This is a genomic window from Sphingomonas sanguinis (assembly GCF_019297835.1).
GTDB classification, from domain to species: Bacteria; Pseudomonadota; Alphaproteobacteria; order Sphingomonadales; family Sphingomonadaceae; genus Sphingomonas; species Sphingomonas sanguinis_D.
This window is the reverse complement of record NZ_CP079203.1, coordinates 1,887,027-1,904,073: the sequence shown is the minus strand read 5'-3', so window position 1 is coordinate 1,904,073 and position 17,047 is coordinate 1,887,027. Positions and strand designations below refer to the sequence as shown.

Sequence of the window (17,047 nt, the reverse complement as noted above, 5' to 3'; positions counted from 1 at the left end):
CTCAACCCGCCTGAAACGGGCGGGTGCCCGCAGCCTTGCCGTCGGCGTCGAGGCGGATCGCCTCGATCCGGGCCTGGGCGGCGTCGAGCCGTTCGGCGCAGCGCTGGCGCAGACGATCGCCGCGCTCATAGAGGCGGATCGATTCGTCGAGCGTCGCTTCGCCGCTTTCCAGTCGGCCGACGATCCTCTCCAATTCCTTGAGGGCGTCCTCGAACGTCAGTTCTTCGATGGGCGTATCCATAACGCCGCTATGCGTCACATGGCGCAGAGGCGCAAGCAGCCGTCCGCCCCGGAAGGGCCTCAGCGCAGCCGGTTGACGGTCCAGGTGTAGAGAAACGAGACGCCGAACAAGCCGACATCGACCGCCGCCTGCACCCGGCGGGGCGAGCGGTCGGTCAGGTCGTGGGTGATGAGGCGGACATCGGCAGTCGGGTGGCGCCAGGCCAGTGCGATCAGCGCCAGCCCCAGTGCAGCCGTCATGATCCGCCGTTCGCGCACAGTCCCGTCCCCCTGCTTATCGTCTTACGATGGGAGCGAATTGTGGGCAATAGGCTGCTCGGCTGGGGCGGCGGCGTAATCGTCACGCCCCAGCAGGCGCGGTCGCGCCCGGCGTCCTTGGCGGCGAACAGGGCCTGGTCCGCCTCGCGGTACAAAAGCCGCCAGTCCGATTCGTCGGCGACCGGGCCGGTGCAAATGCCGAGGCTCGCCGTGACGGTCAGGCCTGAGGGGTAGCTCGTGGCGCGCAACCGGGCGAGCAGTGCTTCCGGGTCGGGCGCACGCTCGGCATCGGCGAGCAGCGCGAACTCCTCGCCGCCGATCCGCGCGACCAGCATGTCCAGCCCGACCGCCTCGCCCAGCATACGCGCGAAGATGCGCAGCACCTCGTCACCGCCGTCATGGCCCAGCGTGTCGTTGATCCGCTTGAAATGGTCGATGTCGGCCAGGATCAGCGTCTGCGGACCGCTGCGCCCGATCGCCTGTTCCAGGAAGGCGCGACGGTTGAACAGTCCGGTCAGCGGATCGGTATCGGCCAGACGCCGCGCCACCCGCTCGTCGGCGCGCGCCAGATCGCGCTCGCGGCTGAGCAGATAGATGCGATAGGCGACGCCCAGGCTGGCGATCAGCGCTTCGACACCCATCGACAAGACGGTCGACTGATCGATCCATGGCCGCCACGCGATCAGGTGCATCGCGTTGAGCACCCGGAACATGGCCAACCCGATCGGCGTGCCCCAGGCGATGGCGAAGGCCCACAGGAAATTGCTCCGGCGTCGCCAGGCCCGCACCAGCACCGCGATCAGGAAGATCAGCAGCACCATGAAGCCCATCAGGACCGCCTGATCGAGCGGGAGGATCCAGCGCGGCGCGAGCAGCGCGAAGGCGATGTTGGGAATGGCGATCAGGATGAAGCAGATCGCCGCCATCCGGTCCAGCCAGCCCTCGAACACCTTCCGCTCGAAGAAATGGCGCGAAAAAACGACTAGGGTCATCGCGACCCCGCCCAGCATGATCGCGTTCCACCGATGCCGCTCGTTATTGTCGAGCCAGGGCAGCCACTGACCGATCAGCCCGGAGGATGACAAGGTGTAGCCGGTGATGAAGAACAGCAGCAGGCAATAGACCGGCTGGAGTGGCTGGCGCAGCGCGGGCCACAGGGCGAGATTATACACCGCCAGACCGACGACCACGCCCAGGATGATGCCATAGATCAGCCCAAGCGAGGATTCGACCGCCAGCATGTCGGCGTGCAGGCCGATCCGGGCGCCGCGCACGACGCCGCGCATATTGGCCGCGCCGCGCGCCTCCCACAGGATGCGGACCGGCTGGGTCGCTTCATGGGGCAGCGGCACGGCGATGGTCGGGCCGAGCAGCAGATAGGGCGCGGTCGTCGCGCTGGTGAAGGCGACGGTGCGATTCGTGCCGTCGGCATACAGAATGTGGAGCGCGGTCGCATCCTGCCAGGTGCTGGCGAAGCCAACGGCCAGCCGGTCGCGAAGGTCGCCCGATATTTTCGGCAGCGGTTGCGAGACCACCCAGAAATCGCCGACGCCATAGGACGACTGGTCGCTGGTGCAGTCGAACCCTTCGGCGCGTGTCAGCAGGGTGCGGACGTCATCACCCGCGCGGATCGGGCGAATACAGGTGGTCAAACTCTGGCCGGCCTGGGCGCTGGCCTCCGCCAACGGCCATAGGACTGCCAGCACCGCCAGCAGCAACGCGCCTATCGTGATCGGCCAAGCGCCCTTCATGCGTTCCATCTGTCTGCGAAAGGCCGAAAATCTGGTTAACGGCGTCATAACACAGATTGCCTATATCGCCGAGCCTCACCGGTGAGACAATCCGAAACGCCCATAAAAAAGGCCGGGTGTCGCCACCCGGCCTCCTTCGGCAATTGTCACCATTTCGGTGCGATCGATTAGCCCGCGTCTACCGAGGCGGGCTTGCCGCCTTTCTTCTTCGGCTTCTTGGGCGCCGCCGGCTCGATCGCGAAGGACAGTGCGCCGTCCTTCATCTTCACCGTCACTTCGCCGCCATGGACCAGCTTGCCGAACAACAGTTCCTCGGCCAGCGGCTGCTTGATCTTCTCTTGGATCAGGCGGCCCATCGGACGCGCGCCGTACAGGCGGTCATAGCCCTTTTCGGTGAGCCAGCTCTTCGCCGCCTCGTCCAGGCTGATATGGACGTGACGGTCGGCCAGCTGGAGTTCGAGCTGGAGGATGAACTTGTCCACCACCCGTGCCACGACTTCGGGCGGCAGGTAACCGAAGGGCACGATCGCATCCAGGCGGTTGCGGAATTCCGGCGTGAACATCTTCTGCACCGCCTGCTCATCCTCGCCCTCGCGGGTGAGGGTGCCGAAGCCGACCGTCTCGCGCGCCATGTCGGCAGCGCCCGCATTGGTCGTCATGATCAGGATCGTGTTGCGGAAATCGACCGTCTTGCCGTGGTGATCGGTCAGCTTCCCATTGTCCATCACCTGCAACAGGATGTTGAACAGATCGGGATGCGCCTTCTCGATCTCGTCGAGCAGCAGCACCGAATGCGGATTCTGGTCGACCGCATCGGTCAGCAGACCGCCCTGGTCATAACCGACATAGCCCGGAGGAGCACCGATCAGGCGGCTGACCGAGTGACGCTCCATATATTCGGACATGTCGAACCGCTGGAGCGGAATGCCCAGGATCGTCGCCAGCTGGCGCGCAACCTCGGTCTTGCCGACGCCGGTGGGGCCGGTGAACAGATAGTTGCCGATCGGCTTGTCCGGATCGCGAAGACCCGCCCGGCTCAGCTTGATCGCCGAGGACAGGTTCTCGATCGCGGCATTCTGGCCGAACACCACGCGCTTCAGGTCGGTCTCCAGCGTCTCCAGCTGCTGGCGGTCGTCGGTCGACACGCTCTTGGGCGGGATGCGCGCCATGGTGGCGATCACGGCCTCGATCTCCTTGGGCGTGATCGTCTTCTTGCGCTTGCTGACCGGCACCAGCATCTGCATCGCGCCGACCTCGTCGATCACGTCGATCGCCTTGTCGGGCAGCTTGCGGTCGTTGATGTAGCGCGCCGACAGCTCGACCGCCGACTTGATCGCATCGGGGGTATATTTGACCTGATGGTGATCCTCGAACGCCGAGCGGAGCCCTGCCAGGATCTTGATCGTATCCTCGATCGTCGGCTCGTTCACGTCGATCTTCTGGAACCGGCGCAGCAGGGCGCGGTCCTTTTCGAAGTGATTGCGGAACTCCTTATAGGTGGTCGAGCCGATGCAGCGGATCGTGCCGCCCGACAAAGCGGGCTTGAGCAGGTTCGACGCGTCCATCGCCCCGCCGCTGGTCGCGCCCGCGCCGATGACGGTATGGATCTCGTCGATGAAGAGCACTGCGTGGGGCAGCTTCTCCAATTCGTTGACGACCGCCTTCAGCCGCTCCTCGAAATCGCCGCGATACCGCGTGCCCGCCAGCAGCGCGCCCATGTCGAGCGAATAGATGACCGCGTTGAGCAGCACTTCGGGCACGTCGCCCTCGACGATCTTGCGCGCCAGGCCCTCGGCGATGGCGGTCTTGCCGACGCCGGGATCGCCGACATAGAGCGGGTTGTTCTTCGACCGGCGGCACAAAATCTGAACGGTGCGGTCCACTTCGGGGCCGCGCCCGATCAGCGGATCGACCTTGCCGATCTTGGCCTTTTCATTGAGGTCGACGGTGAACTGCTTGAGCGCGCTCTCCGCCTTGCCCTTCTCAGGCGCTTTGGCGGGCTTTTCCTCCTCGACGCCCTTGGGCGGTGTGGATTCGCTCGTCGCGCCACCCTTGCCGACGCCGTGGCTGATGAAGCTGACGGCATCCAGACGGCTCATGTCCTGCTGCTGTAGAAAATAGACGGCATAGGATTCGCGTTCGGAGAACAGCGCGACCAGCACGTTCGCGCCGGTTACTTCGTCGCGGCCCGAGGACTGAACGTGCAGGATCGCGCGCTGGACGACACGCTGGAACCCGCTGGTGGGGGAGGGGTCGGTCGCCGCCTCGACCTTCAGCGCGTCGAGTTCGGTGTCGAGATACTGGGCGACCGTCGCCTTCAGTTCGCCCGTGTCGACATGGCAGGCTTCCATCACCTTGGAAGCATGGTCGTCGTCGATCAGCGCGAGGAGGAGGTGCTCCAGCGTGGCATATTCGTGGCGCCGCACGGTCGCGGCTTCCAGCGCCTTGTGAAGCGTGGTCTCGAGCGCGGGGGCGAAAGATGGCATCTACGATACTCCTTCCGAAGCGTCATGGACTGACGCCTCGTTTCGACCAATGTCGGGACGGGGAGGCCCGGCATCAAGCGGGTGTAACGCGCGGCAGCTGAACAAAGCGTATCGCGCGAAACAAAAAACATTGTGCGAAGAAGAGGGGGCCGCCTCGGTGCGTGTGCGCCGGGTGAGGCCCATGCGCGTCACCGCTTGAAGAGCGCGTCGGCGCTGGCGCGGTGGAGCGTGGCGCGCTCCATGTGGCGGCGGGTTCGCGCGATCTCCTGCTCCAGCACCGCGATCCGCGTCTCCAGTTCGGCAAGCGACAGCGGATCGAGATCGGTCTGGACCAACGCGGCCAGGGCGTCGGGAAGGCGGATCGGAGAATCGTCCTGTTCCATAATGGGATACAGCGTTGACCCCAACGCCGCCGATGTCAATAACGGTGGGACGAGAGCCGATGATGGGGGATGGCAGCCGGTGCACGCATTTGGCGAGGGAATGGGGATCGGCGATATCCCGAAGACGATGACCGCCATCGACCCTGAGGAGGCGGGTGGTCCCGAGGTGCTGGTGCCTGTCCGGCGCCCGACGCCCCATCCGGGCGAGGGCGAGGTGCTGATCCGTGTCGCCGCCGCCGGGGTGAACCGGCCCGACGTCATGCAGCGCCAGGGTCTCTACCCGCCGCCGCCGGGCGCGCCCTCGATCCCGGGGCTGGAGATCGCGGGCCAGGTCGTCGCGGTCGGTGAGGGCGTCGGGCCCGAGATGCTCGGCCAGCCGGTCTGCGCACTGATCGGCGGCGGCGGCTATGCCGAATATGCGGTGGCGGTCGCCGATCATTGCCTGACCGTCCCCCATGGCCTGTCGATGGTTCAGGCCGCCGCCATCCCCGAGACGCTGTTCACCGTGTGGACCAACGTCTTCGAGCGCGCCTATGCCGATGAGGGCGACACGCTGCTGGTGCATGGCGGGACCAGCGGCATCGGCACCATGGCGATCCTGCTGGGGCGCCTCTTCGGGCTGACCGTGATCGTCACGGCGGGCTCGGATGAGAAATGCGCGGCGGCCGAAAAGCTGGGCGCGGCCAAGGCGATCAACTACCAGGCGGTCGATTTCGTCGAGGCGGTGAAGGACTTCACCGAGGGGCGCGGCGTCGACATCGTGCTCGACATGGTCGGCGGCGATTATGTGCCGCGCAACCTGAAATGCCTGGCCGAGGATGGCCGCCACGTCTCGATCGCGGTGCAGCGCGGGGCCAAGGCGGAAATCCCGATCTGGGAGATCATGCGCCGCCGCCTGATCCTGACCGGCTCGACGCTGCGCGGACGGGACCGGGATTTCAAGGCGATGGTCGCCGACGAATTGTCGCGGCTGGTCTGGCCGCATGTCGAGGAGGGGCGGTTGCGCCCGGTCATCGATCGCAGCTTCCCGCTGGCCGAAGCTGCCGAGGCGCATCGCCGGATGGAGGCGGGCGACCATCTGGGCAAGATCGTGCTGACCATCAACGAGGCGGCGGACGACTGACCGAAATGCCGGTCTTGATCCCGGTGCAAAAGATTGCAACGGATCGAACGACCGGATCGGCCGTCTCCCCGTGCCGAGTCCATGGGGGATGGCGATGGTGCAGCATGGTGGCCGGATCGGGCTGGTTTGCATGGGTCTGGCGGCCGGATTGGCGATGGCGGCTCCGGCCCAGGCGCAATCGGCCCGCGAGCTGCTGACCCAGGCGTCGTTCGGCGATTCCGACGAGGCGAGCGCGCTGCGCCGCGTCTCGGGTGCCTATACGGTGGCGGCCAACGCCCTGAAGCGGACGCCCGACGATCACGAGTCCCTGCTGATGCGCGCCACCGCGCTCGGCTACCGCGCCAAGCTGACCGGCAATCGCAGCGACGCGATCACTGCCCGTCGCCAGTTCGAGGCGCTGGTGACGCAGAATCCGCGCGATGCCGAGGCGCAACTGGCACTCGGTGCCTGGCATATCGGCGCGGTCAAGAAACTGGGGGCGATCGTCGGCCGCGCGGCGCTGGGCGCGCAGAAAGGCGTGGGCTTCGCCTCGCTCGACCGGGCTATCGCGCTGGGCGGCGACCGGGCGCTGTTTCCGGGGCTTTCGGCGCTGCTGCGGCTGGAGCTGGACCCGCGCGATCCGCGCGGCCGGACCCTGGCGGAGGCGGCAGTGCGCGCCGAGGCGGTGACGCCGATCGACCGCATCCTGCAACGTGCCTGTGCCACCGTCTTGGGCTCGCTGCGCGCCGGGGACGGGCAGAAGACGCGGGCGCTGGCCTCGCAATCGCTGCCCTTCGGACGCTTCGACGACGACAACTGACCGGCTGGACGCGCGTGCGGCCAGCGTCTATTGCGCCCCCTCCCGGCAGTTTGTGGCAGCGCACCTTGCTCTCGGGGACGGCTTTCATTAGATTTGTCGCAGCTACGGCCGCTCCGGTGAGGGGCGGCCCTTTTATTTTCCGACTGGAGTGATCCCCGTGGCCCAGCCGCTCATGCCCCATGCGACCGCTTCCTGGCTGGTCGACAACACGTCGCTCTCGTTCGAGCAGATCGCGGATTTCTGCGGCCTCCACATCCTCGAAGTCCAGGCGATCGCCGACGACACGGCGGCGACCAAGCTGACCGGCCGCGATCCCGTGCGCGCGCACGAACTGGCGCAGGTCGAGATCGAGAAGGCGCAGGCCGATCCCAATTACCGGATGAAGATGATCAAGGGCCCCGAGCAGGTCCGCCGCACCAAGGGCCCGCGCTACACGCCGGTCAGCAAGCGGCAGGACAAGCCGGACGGCATCGCCTGGATCATCCGCAACCACCCGGAAATCTCGGACGGCGCGATCTCGAACCTGATCGGCACGACGCGCACGACGATCGCCGCGATCCGCGACCGCAGCCACTGGAACATCGCCAACATCACGCCGAAGGACCCGGTGACGCTGGGCCTGACCACCCAGCGCGAGCTGGACTCGGCGGTGGCGAAGGCGGCCAAGGCGACCGGCGGCAATACCGACGCGCAGCCGACCGACACCCGCCTGGAAGGCGACCGCGAAGCCCTGCTCGCCTCGCTGCGCGCCGAGCGTGAGCAGCAGAGCCGCGACGTCGACTCGGTCGGCCATAACGACGACGTGATCGATCCGCACTCGCTGTTCCGCAGCTGAGCGCAGGCGACGGTCTGACGAAAAGGGGCGTCCACCTCGGCGGTGGGCGCCCCTTTTGCATGTTGGGGAACGGCGTCTCCCCAGCCCCGTTGAACGGGGCCAAAGGAGACCATGCATGTCCGAGCAGGAAAAGCCCTTCGACCATGATCGCGGCCATAGCGGCCAAGCCTATCACCGCGACGACGAGCAGGCGATGGGGCGTGCCGAACCCTCGGGCAGCGTGACGACCACCCCGCCCGCTCCGGGGGACCGCAACGCGGATACGTCGCTGCCGGACGACAATGGCAAGCGGGCCACCGTCGATCCGAAGACGGGCGAGGTGCATGGCAGCGGGGCAGGGGCCGGTGGCGGCAACCGGGGCGACGAGATCGATGAAGTGGACCCTGCGACTCCGCCGGGCGTGGGGCCGCGCCCGGTGAACTGACCCCTATTCCTCCCCGCTCGCGGGGAGGGGGACCGTGCGAAGCATGGTGGAAGGGGCGTGCCGCGAGGGGTGTCGCTTGTCGAAGCCCCCCTCCGTCAGACCTTCGGTCTGCCACCCCCCCGTACCGGGGAGGATAAATGCGCAGGTGCATTCACCGCAAACGCGGTGTCACATATCCGGCGATGTCTTGAAAAGTGGCAGGAGTGCACGGACTCGAACCGTGGGCCCTCGGTTTTGGAGACCGATGCTCTACCAACTGAGCTACACTCCTGCGAGGCGGTCGCCATTAGCCCGGCTCAGCCGTCGGGGCAATAGCCTGTTTCACAATTTTCGCGAATAGCGTAGCTGGATGTCTGTCGGCCTTCCTCCGCCGACATTGACCCTGACCCGACTCCCGCGTATAGGCCGCCGCTGCACGAAGGCGATTTCTCGAGATTCGGGACTTATCCGTCGGGCAAGCTTGAACATTGCTGGATGCGAATGAGGGCCGGGCGAAAGCCGCGAAGGCCCCTTTTTGTATTCCGAAGTGCTGTGATGGCTCCAGCAAAGTAACCTCATGGAAAGGTGAAGGCTTCAATGCCGACGATCAACCAGCTGGTCCGCAAGGGCCGCGAACTGCAGAAGGCCAAGTCCAAGGTCCCTGCAATGGAGCAGAACCCGCAGAAGCGCGGCGTTTGCACCCGTGTCTACACGACGACCCCGAAGAAGCCGAACTCGGCGCTTCGCAAGGTGGCCAAGGTCCGTCTGACCAACAGCCGCGAAGTCATTTCGTACATCCCGGGCGAAGGCCACAACCTGCAGGAGCACTCGGTGGTGCTCATCCGCGGCGGCCGTGTGCGCGACCTTCCCGGCGTGCGTTACCACGTGCTGCGCGGCGTTCTCGACACGCAGGGCGTGAAGGATCGCAAGCAGTCCCGCTCGAAGTACGGCGCGAAGCGTCCGAAGTAAGCCGGTCGGGCCTCAACTGAGGCTCCTCGACCATCAAAGGCTGAAGTTTTGTAAGGAAATACGAGAATGGCTCGTCGTCGTCGTCCCGAAAAGCGGGAAATTCTGCCGGACCCCAAGTTCGGAGATGAGGTCCTGTCGAAGTTCATGAATTCGGTCATGCTGGACGGTAAGAAGTCCGTGGCCGAAGCCATCGTTTACGGTGCTCTGGAAACCGTCGAGACGCGCGCCAAGCGCGATCCGATCGGCGTGTTCCACGATGCGCTGAACAACATCAAGCCGGGCATCGAAGTCCGTTCGCGCCGCGTCGGCGGTGCGACCTATCAGGTTCCGGTCGAAGTCCGTCCGGAGCGTGCCCAGGCTCTGGCCATCCGTTGGCTGATCGGCGCGTCGCGCGCCCGTTCGGAGAACACGATGGCCGCCCGTCTGTCGGGTGAGCTGATGGACGCTGCGAACAACCGCGGCAACGCGGTCAAGAAGCGCGAAGATACGCACCGCATGGCGGAAGCGAATCGCGCCTTCTCGCACTACCGCTGGTAAGGGTCTTGCGGCGGACCGGATGTATTTCCGGTCTGCCGCAACCTTTTCAGGGTGCGGTGCCGGCGGTCTTCCGCTGGTCACGCAAACAGCCTATATAAGGGGGAGCCGGGCCAACCGGCTCCCCCCTACGCTTGAGGAAGATCGATCATGGCCCGCAGCCATCCGCTCGAGAAGTATCGCAACATCGGCATCATGGCGCACATCGATGCCGGCAAGACGACCACGACCGAGCGCATTCTTTATTACACCGGCAAGTCCTACAAGATCGGCGAAGTGCACGAAGGCACCGCCACCATGGACTGGATGGAGCAGGAGCAGGAGCGCGGCATCACGATCACGTCGGCCGCGACGACCTGTTTCTGGAACGACAACCGCATCAACATCATCGACACCCCCGGGCACGTCGACTTCACGATCGAAGTGGAGCGTTCGCTCCGCGTGCTCGACGGCGCGGTCGCCTGCTTCGACGGCGTGGCGGGTGTTGAGCCGCAGTCGGAAACCGTGTGGCGTCAGGCCGACAAGTACGGCGTGCCGCGCATGTGCTTCGTCAACAAGCTCGACCGCACCGGCGCCGACTTCTATTTCTGCGTGAACTCGATCATCGAGCGCCTGGGCGCGCGTCCGGCAGTCCTGTATCTGCCGATCGGCATCGAGGGCGGCTTCAAGGGTCTCGTCGACCTGGTCGAGAACCGCGCGATCATCTGGCTCGAAGAGTCGCTGGGCGCGAAGTTCGAATATCAGGACATCCCGGCCGACATGGCCGAGAAGGCCGCGAAGTATCGCAGCGACCTGATCGAAATGGCCGTCGAGCAGGACGACGCCATGATGGAAGCGTATCTCGAGGGCAACGAGCCGTCGGTCGCCGACCTCAAGAAGCTGATCCGCAAGGGTACGCTCGAGATGGCGTTCGTTCCGGTCGTCTGCGGCTCGGCGTTCAAGAACAAGGGCGTGCAGCCCCTGCTTGACGCGGTCATCGACTATCTGCCTTCGCCGCTCGACGTTCCGGCCATCAAGGGCGTGAAGCTCGACGGCGAGACGCCGGACGAGCGTCCTTCGTCGGACACCGAGCCCTTCTCGGCGCTGGCGTTCAAGATCATGAACGACCCGTTCGTCGGTTCGCTGACCTTCGCCCGCATCTATTCGGGCAAGCTCGAGACCTCGTCGCAGGTCCTGAACTCGGTCAAGGACAAGAAGGAAAAGATCGGCCGCATGCTGCTGATGCATGCGAACAGCCGTGAGGACATCCAGGAAGCCTATGCCGGCGACATCGTCGCTCTGGCAGGCCTCAAGGACACCACGACCGGTGACACGCTCTGCGCGCAGAACGCCCCGATCATCCTCGAGCGCATGGAATTCCCCGAGCCCGTGATCGAGCTGTCGGTGGAGCCGAAGACCAAGGCCGACCAGGAGAAGATGGGCGTCGCGCTCAATCGTCTCGCTCGCGAGGACCCCTCGTTCCGCGTGACCTCGGACGCCGAGTCGGGTCAGACCATCATCAAGGGCATGGGCGAGCTCCATCTCGAGATCCTGGTCGACCGCATGAAGCGCGAGTTCAAGGTCGAGGCGAATGTCGGTGCGCCGCAGGTGGCGTATCGCGAATACCTCAAGAAGCCGGTCGACATCGACTACACGCACAAGAAGCAGTCGGGCGGCACCGGCCAGTTCGGCCGCGTCAAGGTCAAGCTGACCCCCGGCGAGCGTGGTTCGGGCTTCGTCTTCAAGGACGAGATCAAGGGCGGTAACATTCCGAAGGAATATATCCCCGCGATCGAGAAGGGCTTCCGTGAAACCGCGGAAACCGGTTCGCTGGTCGGCTTCCCGATCATCGACTTCGAAGTCCTGCTGTATGACGGCGCGTACCACGACGTCGACTCGTCGGCGCTGGCGTTCGAAATCTGTGCCCGCGGCGCGATGCGCGAAGCGGCTCAGAAGTCGGGCATCACGCTGCTCGAGCCGGTCATGAAGGTCGAAGTCGTGACCCCGGAAGACTATCTGGGCGACGTCATCGGCGACATGAACAGCCGTCGTGGCCAGATCCAGGGCACCGACACGCGCGGCAACGCGCAGACGGTCGAGGCGATGGTCCCGCTGGCGAACATGTTCGGCTATGTGAACGCGCTCCGCTCGTTCACCCAGGGCCGTGCGCAGTACTCGATGCAGTTCTCGCACTATGACGAAGTGCCGCAGAACGTTGCGGACGAGGTCAAGGCGAAGATGGCCTAAGCGTCTCCCGCGCCTCCGGGCAACCGAAGGCGCGGACACGCTAGGGGCTGGCAATCGCTTCCAACACCCGCTATGGGGCCGCGTTCGCGTGGCCTCGGATGCGGCACCGAATTCGATTCAGAAGGTAGGAAAATGGCAAAGGCAAAATTCGAGCGGAACAAGCCGCACCTCAACATCGGCACCATCGGCCACGTCGACCACGGCAAGACCTCGCTGACCGCAGCGATCACCAAGGTTCTGGCCGACAACGTCGCCGGCAACGCGGCGGTGGACTTCGCGAACATCGACAAGGCCCCGGAAGAGCGTGAGCGCGGCATCACCATCTCGACCGCCCACGTCGAGTATGAGACCGAAGCGCGCCACTATGCGCACGTCGACTGCCCGGGCCACGCCGACTATGTGAAGAACATGATCACCGGCGCGGCGCAGATGGACGGCGCGATCCTCGTCGTTTCGTCGACCGACGGCCCGATGCCGCAGACCCGCGAGCACATCCTGCTCGCCCGCCAGGTCGGCGTGCCCGCGATGGTCGTGTTCATGAACAAGGTCGACCTGGTCGACGACGAGGAAATCCTCGAGCTGGTCGAGCTGGAAATCCGCGAGCTGCTGAGCTCGTACGAATTCCCGGGCGACGACATCCCCGTCGTCAAGGGTTCGGCGACCTGCGCTCTGTCGGGTTCGAACGACAAGTTCGGTAAGGATGCCGTTCTCGAGCTGATGAAGCAGGTCGACGAATACATCCCGCAGCCGGAGCGTCCGCTCGACAAGCCGTTCATGATGCCGATCGAAGACGTGTTCTCGATCTCGGGTCGCGGCACCGTCGTCACCGGCCGTGTCGAAACCGGCATCATCAAGGTTGGTGAAGAAGTCGAGATCGTCGGTATCAACGACACCCGCAAGACCACCGTCACCGGCGTCGAAATGTTCCGCAAGCTGCTCGACTCGGGCCAGGCTGGCGACAACATCGGCGCGCTGATCCGTGGCGTTGCCCGTGACGAAGTCGAGCGTGGTCAGGTTCTGGCCAAGCCGGGCTCGATCACCCCGCACACCGACTTCCAGTCGGAAGTGTACGTCCTGTCGAAGGAAGAAGGCGGTCGTCACACCCCGTTCTTCGCGAACTACCGTCCGCAGTTCTACTTCCGCACGACCGACGTCACCGGCACCGTCGAGCTGCCTGAGGGCACCGAGATGGTCATGCCGGGCGACAACGTCGCTCTGGGCGTGAAGCTGATCGCTCCGATCGCGATGGACATCGGTCAGCGCTTCACGATCCGCGAAGGCGGTCGTACCGTCGGCGCCGGCGTCGTCAGCTCGATCGACAAGTAAGTCTCGGGCGAGAGCCTGAAACTGCTCAGGAAAGGGCCGGCCCCGGCGACGGGGTCGGCCTTTTTCGTTTGTGGATGTTCGGCTGCCCTCACCCTTCCGGCGCTAAAGCGCCTCCCTCCCTCTCCCGGCGGGAGAGGGAAGGGGCCCGCCCGCGTGAGCGGGTGGGAAGGGTGAGGGCGGCTTGTTCCCCACCTCCGTTCGCACTGAGCGAAGTCGAAGTGGACGCCCTCGCTGTCACCGTCTTGCGTGGCCTTCGACTTCGCTCAGGCTGAACGGCGGGCGGGATTCGGGGCGTTTCGCGGCGGGTTCCATCCCTTCCAACAAAAACCCATCACCACCCCTTGCGGCCCCAGGCCCATATGCGTATAGGCACACGCCTTGAGGGAATCGGCTGGCACCGGAAACACCGGAGTCGGCCTTTTGCTTTTAGTGAGGGCAGGGGTGGTTCGCCGCCGCTGCCGTAACCCAGAGTTTGTTTCGGCCCAAGGTCGCCTTCACGGCGGACGGTCGAGTGCCTGGTCGGACAGACCGATCGCGCTCGCCCTTCATCGTGATCGCAACCGGAAAGCCCGCTCTTTCGCATCGGTAGGGATCATGGACAGCAATATCCGCATTCGTCTGAAGGCGTTCGACCATCGCGTGCTCGATCAGGCCACTGGCGACATCGCCGACACCGCGCGCCGCACCGGCGCTCTCATCCGCGGTCCGATCCCGCTTCCGACGCGCATCGAGAAGTTCACGGTCAACCGTGGTCCGCACATCGACAAGAAGTCGCGCGAGCAGTTCGAGGTCCGCACCTACAAGCGGATGCTGGACATCGTGCAGCCGACCCCGCAGACCGTCGATGCGCTGATGAAGCTCGACCTCGCGGCAGGTGTTGATGTCGAGATCAAGCTGGCGTAAGAGGGTCAGCGTTCCCGTGGTCGACGATTCCGTCCCACGGGATTTTGGCGTTTCCCGGTTCTGAAGCTACCAGGAAACGCGCCGAGGTCGCTCCCGCGATCCGGCACTCTTTAGGGATACCGCCCGGTGGTTTCGCGCAAGCGAGATGGTGCCGGGGCAGCGTCCCCCGTCTGACCGGCTTGCCGGTCGCCAGCCCGGGACGGGGGCTCGTTTCGCTTTAATCGGGCTGGATATGCCCCCCTTGAATGGTTCTTGGGGGCCTCTGTCGAGGAAGGAACAGGATCATGCGTACCGGCGTGATCGCGAAGAAGCTGGGGATGACCCGCCTGTTCCAGGACGATGGTCGGCACGTGCCGGTCACCGTCCTGGCGCTTGAAGGCGTACAGGTCGTCGCTCGCCGCGAGATGGATCGTGACGGCTACACCGCCGTCCAGCTTGGTGCAGGTGTCGCCAAGACCAAGAATGTTGCCAAGCCGCAGCGTGGCCACTTCGGCAAGGCCGAAGTCGAGCCCAAGCAGGTGCTGGTCGAGTTCCGCGTGAACGAAGACGGCCTGCTGGACGTCGGCGCGGAAATCTCCGCTGACCATTTCGTCCCCGGCCAGTATGTCGATATCCAGGGTCGTACCCAGGGTAAGGGCTTTGCCGGTGCGATGAAGCGCTGGAACTTCGGTGGTCTGCGCGCGACCCACGGCGTCTCGGTCTCGCACCGTTCGCATGGTTCGACCGGTAACCGTCAGGATCCGGGCCGCGTCTTCAAGAACAAGAAGATGGCCGGCCACATGGGCGACAAGAACCGCACGCAGCAGAACCTCGAAATCGTGTCGACCGACGTCGAGCGCGGCCTGATCTTCGTCAAGGGCTCGGTGCCCGGCTCGAAGGGTGGCTGGCTGATCGTCAAGGACGCGGTCAAGGTCTCGCGCCACGCGGACGCCCCGTTCCCCGCCAGCATCAAGGCGGCCGCCAACAACAACGCTTCTGCCGAGCCTGCTCCGGAAGCCACCGAGAGCCAGGAGGGCTAAGTCGTGAAGGTCAAGGTTCAATCCTTCGCCGGCACCGACGCCGCGGACATCGAGCTCAACGACGAGGTCTTCGGCCTCGATCCGCGCGCCGACATCCTGCACCGCGTTGTGACCTGGCAGCTGGAAAAGCGTCGCGCCACCGCGCGTGGCACCCGTGAGCGCGCCGATGTCGCCCGCTCGGGCAAGAAGCTCGGTCGCCAGAAGGGCGGCGGTGTCGCTCGTCACGGCGATCGTCGGGCCCCCGTCTTCATCGGCGGTGGTAAGGCGCACGGCGCCCGCGTCCGCGACTTCAACCCGGGTCTGAACAAGAAGGTTCGCGCCCTGGGTCTGAAGATGGCGCTGTCGAGCCATGCCAAGGCGGGTTCGCTGATCGTGATGAACGATCTGGCGGTTGCCGGTAACAAGACGAAGACGCTGCAGGGTGATCTGGCGAAGCTCGGCTTCGGCAAGACCGCGCTGGTCATCGATGGCGACGCCGTCGAGACGTCGTTCGCACTGGCCGCAGGCAACCTGAAGGAAATCAACGTCCTTCCGGCCGCTGGCGCCAATGTCTACGACATTCTGAAGCATGACACCCTGGTGCTGACGCGCTCGGCTGTCGAAAAGCTGGAGGCCCGTTTCCATGGCTAAGCAGCAAAAGGCGGTCGATCCGCGTCATTACGACGTGATCGTTGCGCCGCACATCACCGAGAAGGCGACGCTCCTCAGCGAGCACAACGCCGTGGTGTTCAAGGTCGCTTCGGGCGCTTCCAAGCCCGAGATCAAGGCGGCTGTCGAGGCTCTGTTCGACGTGACCGTCACCGGCGTGAACACGATCGTCCAGAAGGGCAAGACGAAGCGTTGGAAGGGTGCTCCCTATCAGCGTTCCGACATGAAGAAGGCGATCGTCACCCTCAAGGACGGTCAGTCCATTGACGTGACGACGGGGATCTGAGGCGATGGCACTCAAGCACTATAACCCGACGAGCCCGGCCCGCCGCGGCCTGATCCTCGTCGACCGCTCGGCGCTCTGGAAGGGCGCGCCCGTCAAGGCGCTCACCGAAGGTAAGCGCAAGACCGGCGGCCGCAACAACAAGGGCCATGTGACCAGCCGCGGTATCGCGGGCGGCCACAAGCAGCGCTATCGCTTCATCGACTTCAAGCGTCGCCAGTGGGACGTCGAGGGCACCGTGGAGCGGATCGAATATGATCCCAACCGCACCGCCTTTATCGCGCTCATCAACTATGGCACCGACGAAGCCGGCAAGGTTGACCAGTCCTACATCATCGCGCCCCAGCGTCTGGCTGTCGGCGACAAGGTGATCGCGGGCAAGAAGACCGACGTGAAGCCGGGCAACGCCATGGAACTGGGCCAGATGCCGGTCGGCACGATCGTCCACAACGTCGAGATGAAGCCCGGCAAGGGCGGTCAGATCGCACGTTCGGCCGGCACCTATGTGCAGGTCGTGGGCCGCGACAAGGGCATGGTCATCGTCCGTCTGAACTCGGGCGAGCAGCGCTACATCCATGCGAACTGCATGGCGACCGTCGGCGCGGTGTCGAACCCCGACAACGGCAACACCAACCTGGCGAAGGCTGGTCGCAACCGTTGGAAGGGCCATCGCCCGCTGACCCGCGGTGTTGCGAAGAACCCGGTCGACCACCCGCACGGCGGTGGTGAAGGCCGGACCTCGGGCGGCCGTCATCCGGTCACCCCGTGGGGCAAGCCGACGAAGGGTGCGCGCACTCGTCACAACAAGGCGACGGACAAGATGATCATCCGTAGCCGTCACGCCAAGAAGAAGGGCTAACA

General features: G+C 65.0%; 18 protein-coding genes and 1 tRNA gene. 13 read left to right on the top strand and 6 right to left on the bottom strand.

What is annotated here, in order from left to right; translation table 11 throughout:
* Position 1: 1 nt before the first annotated feature.
* From KV697_RS08860 to KV697_RS08840, 5 genes are all read right to left on the bottom strand, one after another.
* Positions 2-241 carry an exodeoxyribonuclease VII small subunit gene (locus tag KV697_RS08860; RefSeq protein ID WP_219020942.1) on the bottom strand — a complete coding sequence of 80 codons (240 nt, stop codon included), beginning with the start codon at positions 239-241 and terminating at the stop codon, positions 2-4.
* Positions 242-300: 59 nt separating this feature from the next.
* Positions 301-480 (bottom strand): hypothetical protein, encoded by a 180-nt coding sequence (locus KV697_RS08855; RefSeq protein WP_219020941.1) that lies wholly within the window; start codon positions 478-480, stop codon positions 301-303.
* Complete coding sequence (locus KV697_RS08850; protein ID WP_257575765.1) at positions 477-2,258, bottom strand: sensor domain-containing diguanylate cyclase; 1,782 nt, start codon at positions 2,256-2,258, stop codon at positions 477-479. Before KV697_RS08850 ends, KV697_RS08855 begins: the two co-directional genes overlap by 4 nt.
* A gap of 158 nt (positions 2,259-2,416) precedes the next feature.
* Positions 2,417-4,735 carry an ATP-dependent Clp protease ATP-binding subunit ClpA gene (clpA, locus tag KV697_RS08845; protein WP_219020940.1) on the bottom strand — a complete coding sequence of 773 codons (2,319 nt, stop codon included), beginning with the start codon at positions 4,733-4,735 and terminating at the stop codon, positions 2,417-2,419.
* Between the two features lie 188 nt (positions 4,736-4,923).
* A complete protein-coding gene (locus KV697_RS08840; protein ID WP_056430762.1) occupies positions 4,924-5,118 on the bottom strand; it encodes a DUF1192 domain-containing protein in 195 nt (64 codons plus the stop codon).
* A gap of 127 nt (positions 5,119-5,245) precedes the next feature.
* Here KV697_RS08840 and KV697_RS08835 point away from each other — a divergent pair, with 127 nt between their 5' ends.
* The 4 genes from KV697_RS08835 (at position 5,246) to KV697_RS08820 (ending at position 8,299) form a co-directional block, all read left to right on the top strand.
* Positions 5,246-6,241, top strand: coding sequence for an NAD(P)H-quinone oxidoreductase (locus KV697_RS08835; protein WP_219020939.1), 996 nt, complete (start codon positions 5,246-5,248; stop codon positions 6,239-6,241).
* Positions 6,242-6,311: 70 nt separating this feature from the next.
* Positions 6,312-7,040 (top strand): hypothetical protein, encoded by a 729-nt coding sequence (locus KV697_RS08830; RefSeq protein ID WP_257575763.1) that lies wholly within the window; start codon positions 6,312-6,314, stop codon positions 7,038-7,040.
* 157 nt (positions 7,041-7,197) lie between these two features.
* The gene (locus tag KV697_RS08825; RefSeq protein ID WP_374011401.1) at positions 7,198-7,875 is read left to right on the top strand and encodes a DUF1013 domain-containing protein; all 678 of its coding nucleotides are present in this window, start codon (positions 7,198-7,200) and stop codon (positions 7,873-7,875) included.
* Between the two features lie 115 nt (positions 7,876-7,990).
* Entirely contained in the window at positions 7,991-8,299 is a 309-nt protein-coding gene (locus KV697_RS08820) for a hypothetical protein (protein ID WP_219020938.1), read from the top strand.
* A 195-nt stretch (positions 8,300-8,494) separates the two neighbouring features.
* On the opposite strand, the gene KV697_RS08815 is transcribed toward KV697_RS08820, so the two are convergent.
* A tRNA-Trp gene (locus tag KV697_RS08815) sits at positions 8,495-8,570 on the bottom strand.
* A gap of 305 nt (positions 8,571-8,875) precedes the next feature.
* On the opposite strand from KV697_RS08815, the gene rpsL reads away from it, so the two are divergent.
* From rpsL to rplB, 9 genes are all read left to right on the top strand, one after another.
* A complete protein-coding gene (gene rpsL / locus KV697_RS08810) occupies positions 8,876-9,247 on the top strand; it encodes a 30S ribosomal protein S12 (RefSeq protein WP_007406072.1) in 372 nt (123 codons plus the stop codon).
* 66 nt (positions 9,248-9,313) lie between these two features.
* Positions 9,314-9,784, top strand: coding sequence for a 30S ribosomal protein S7 (rpsG, locus tag KV697_RS08805; RefSeq protein WP_042491196.1), 471 nt, complete (start codon positions 9,314-9,316; stop codon positions 9,782-9,784).
* A gap of 147 nt (positions 9,785-9,931) precedes the next feature.
* The gene (gene fusA, locus KV697_RS08800; RefSeq protein ID WP_219020937.1) at positions 9,932-12,007 is read left to right on the top strand and encodes an elongation factor G; all 2,076 of its coding nucleotides are present in this window, start codon (positions 9,932-9,934) and stop codon (positions 12,005-12,007) included.
* Between the two features lie 132 nt (positions 12,008-12,139).
* On the top strand, positions 12,140-13,333 hold the full coding sequence (gene tuf, locus KV697_RS08795; protein WP_007406059.1) for an elongation factor Tu: 1,194 nt from the start codon (positions 12,140-12,142) through the stop codon (positions 13,331-13,333).
* Positions 13,334-13,927: 594 nt separating this feature from the next.
* Complete coding sequence (gene rpsJ / locus KV697_RS08790) at positions 13,928-14,236, top strand: 30S ribosomal protein S10 (protein WP_007406109.1); 309 nt, start codon at positions 13,928-13,930, stop codon at positions 14,234-14,236.
* 284 nt (positions 14,237-14,520) lie between these two features.
* Entirely contained in the window at positions 14,521-15,255 is a 735-nt protein-coding gene (rplC, locus tag KV697_RS08785; RefSeq protein WP_056430750.1) for a 50S ribosomal protein L3, read from the top strand.
* Positions 15,256-15,258: 3 nt separating this feature from the next.
* Positions 15,259-15,885, top strand: a complete 627-nt coding sequence (rplD, locus tag KV697_RS08780; protein WP_056430747.1) for a 50S ribosomal protein L4 — start codon at positions 15,259-15,261, stop codon at positions 15,883-15,885.
* Positions 15,878-16,189, top strand: a complete 312-nt coding sequence (locus tag KV697_RS08775; RefSeq protein ID WP_058733094.1) for a 50S ribosomal protein L23 — start codon at positions 15,878-15,880, stop codon at positions 16,187-16,189. Before rplD ends, KV697_RS08775 begins: the two co-directional genes overlap by 8 nt.
* Positions 16,190-16,193: 4 nt before the next feature.
* A complete protein-coding gene (gene rplB, locus KV697_RS08770; RefSeq protein WP_042491179.1) occupies positions 16,194-17,045 on the top strand; it encodes a 50S ribosomal protein L2 in 852 nt (283 codons plus the stop codon).
* Positions 17,046-17,047 lie beyond the last annotated feature (2 nt).

Coding starts and splice junctions, on each gene's coding strand:
- KV697_RS08860 (WP_219020942.1), bottom strand. CDS start 241: ATGGATACGCCCATCGAAGAACTGACGTTCGAGGACGCCCTCAAGGAA.
- KV697_RS08855 (WP_219020941.1), bottom strand. CDS start 480: ATGACGGCTGCACTGGGGCTGGCGCTGATCGCACTGGCCTGGCGCCAC.
- KV697_RS08850 (WP_257575765.1), bottom strand. CDS start 2,258: ATGGAACGCATGAAGGGCGCTTGGCCGATCACGATAGGCGCGTTGCTG.
- clpA (WP_219020940.1), bottom strand. CDS start 4,735: ATGCCATCTTTCGCCCCCGCGCTCGAGACCACGCTTCACAAGGCGCTG.
- KV697_RS08840 (WP_056430762.1), bottom strand. CDS start 5,118: ATGGAACAGGACGATTCTCCGATCCGCCTTCCCGACGCCCTGGCCGCG.
- KV697_RS08835 (WP_219020939.1), top strand. CDS start 5,246: ATGACCGCCATCGACCCTGAGGAGGCGGGTGGTCCCGAGGTGCTGGTG.
- KV697_RS08820 (WP_219020938.1), top strand. CDS start 7,991: ATGTCCGAGCAGGAAAAGCCCTTCGACCATGATCGCGGCCATAGCGGC.
- rpsL (WP_007406072.1), top strand. CDS start 8,876: ATGCCGACGATCAACCAGCTGGTCCGCAAGGGCCGCGAACTGCAGAAG.
- rpsG (WP_042491196.1), top strand. CDS start 9,314: ATGGCTCGTCGTCGTCGTCCCGAAAAGCGGGAAATTCTGCCGGACCCC.
- fusA (WP_219020937.1), top strand. CDS start 9,932: ATGGCCCGCAGCCATCCGCTCGAGAAGTATCGCAACATCGGCATCATG.
- tuf (WP_007406059.1), top strand. CDS start 12,140: ATGGCAAAGGCAAAATTCGAGCGGAACAAGCCGCACCTCAACATCGGC.
- rpsJ (WP_007406109.1), top strand. CDS start 13,928: ATGGACAGCAATATCCGCATTCGTCTGAAGGCGTTCGACCATCGCGTG.
- rplC (WP_056430750.1), top strand. CDS start 14,521: ATGCGTACCGGCGTGATCGCGAAGAAGCTGGGGATGACCCGCCTGTTC.
- KV697_RS08775 (WP_058733094.1), top strand. CDS start 15,878: ATGGCTAAGCAGCAAAAGGCGGTCGATCCGCGTCATTACGACGTGATC.
- rplB (WP_042491179.1), top strand. CDS start 16,194: ATGGCACTCAAGCACTATAACCCGACGAGCCCGGCCCGCCGCGGCCTG.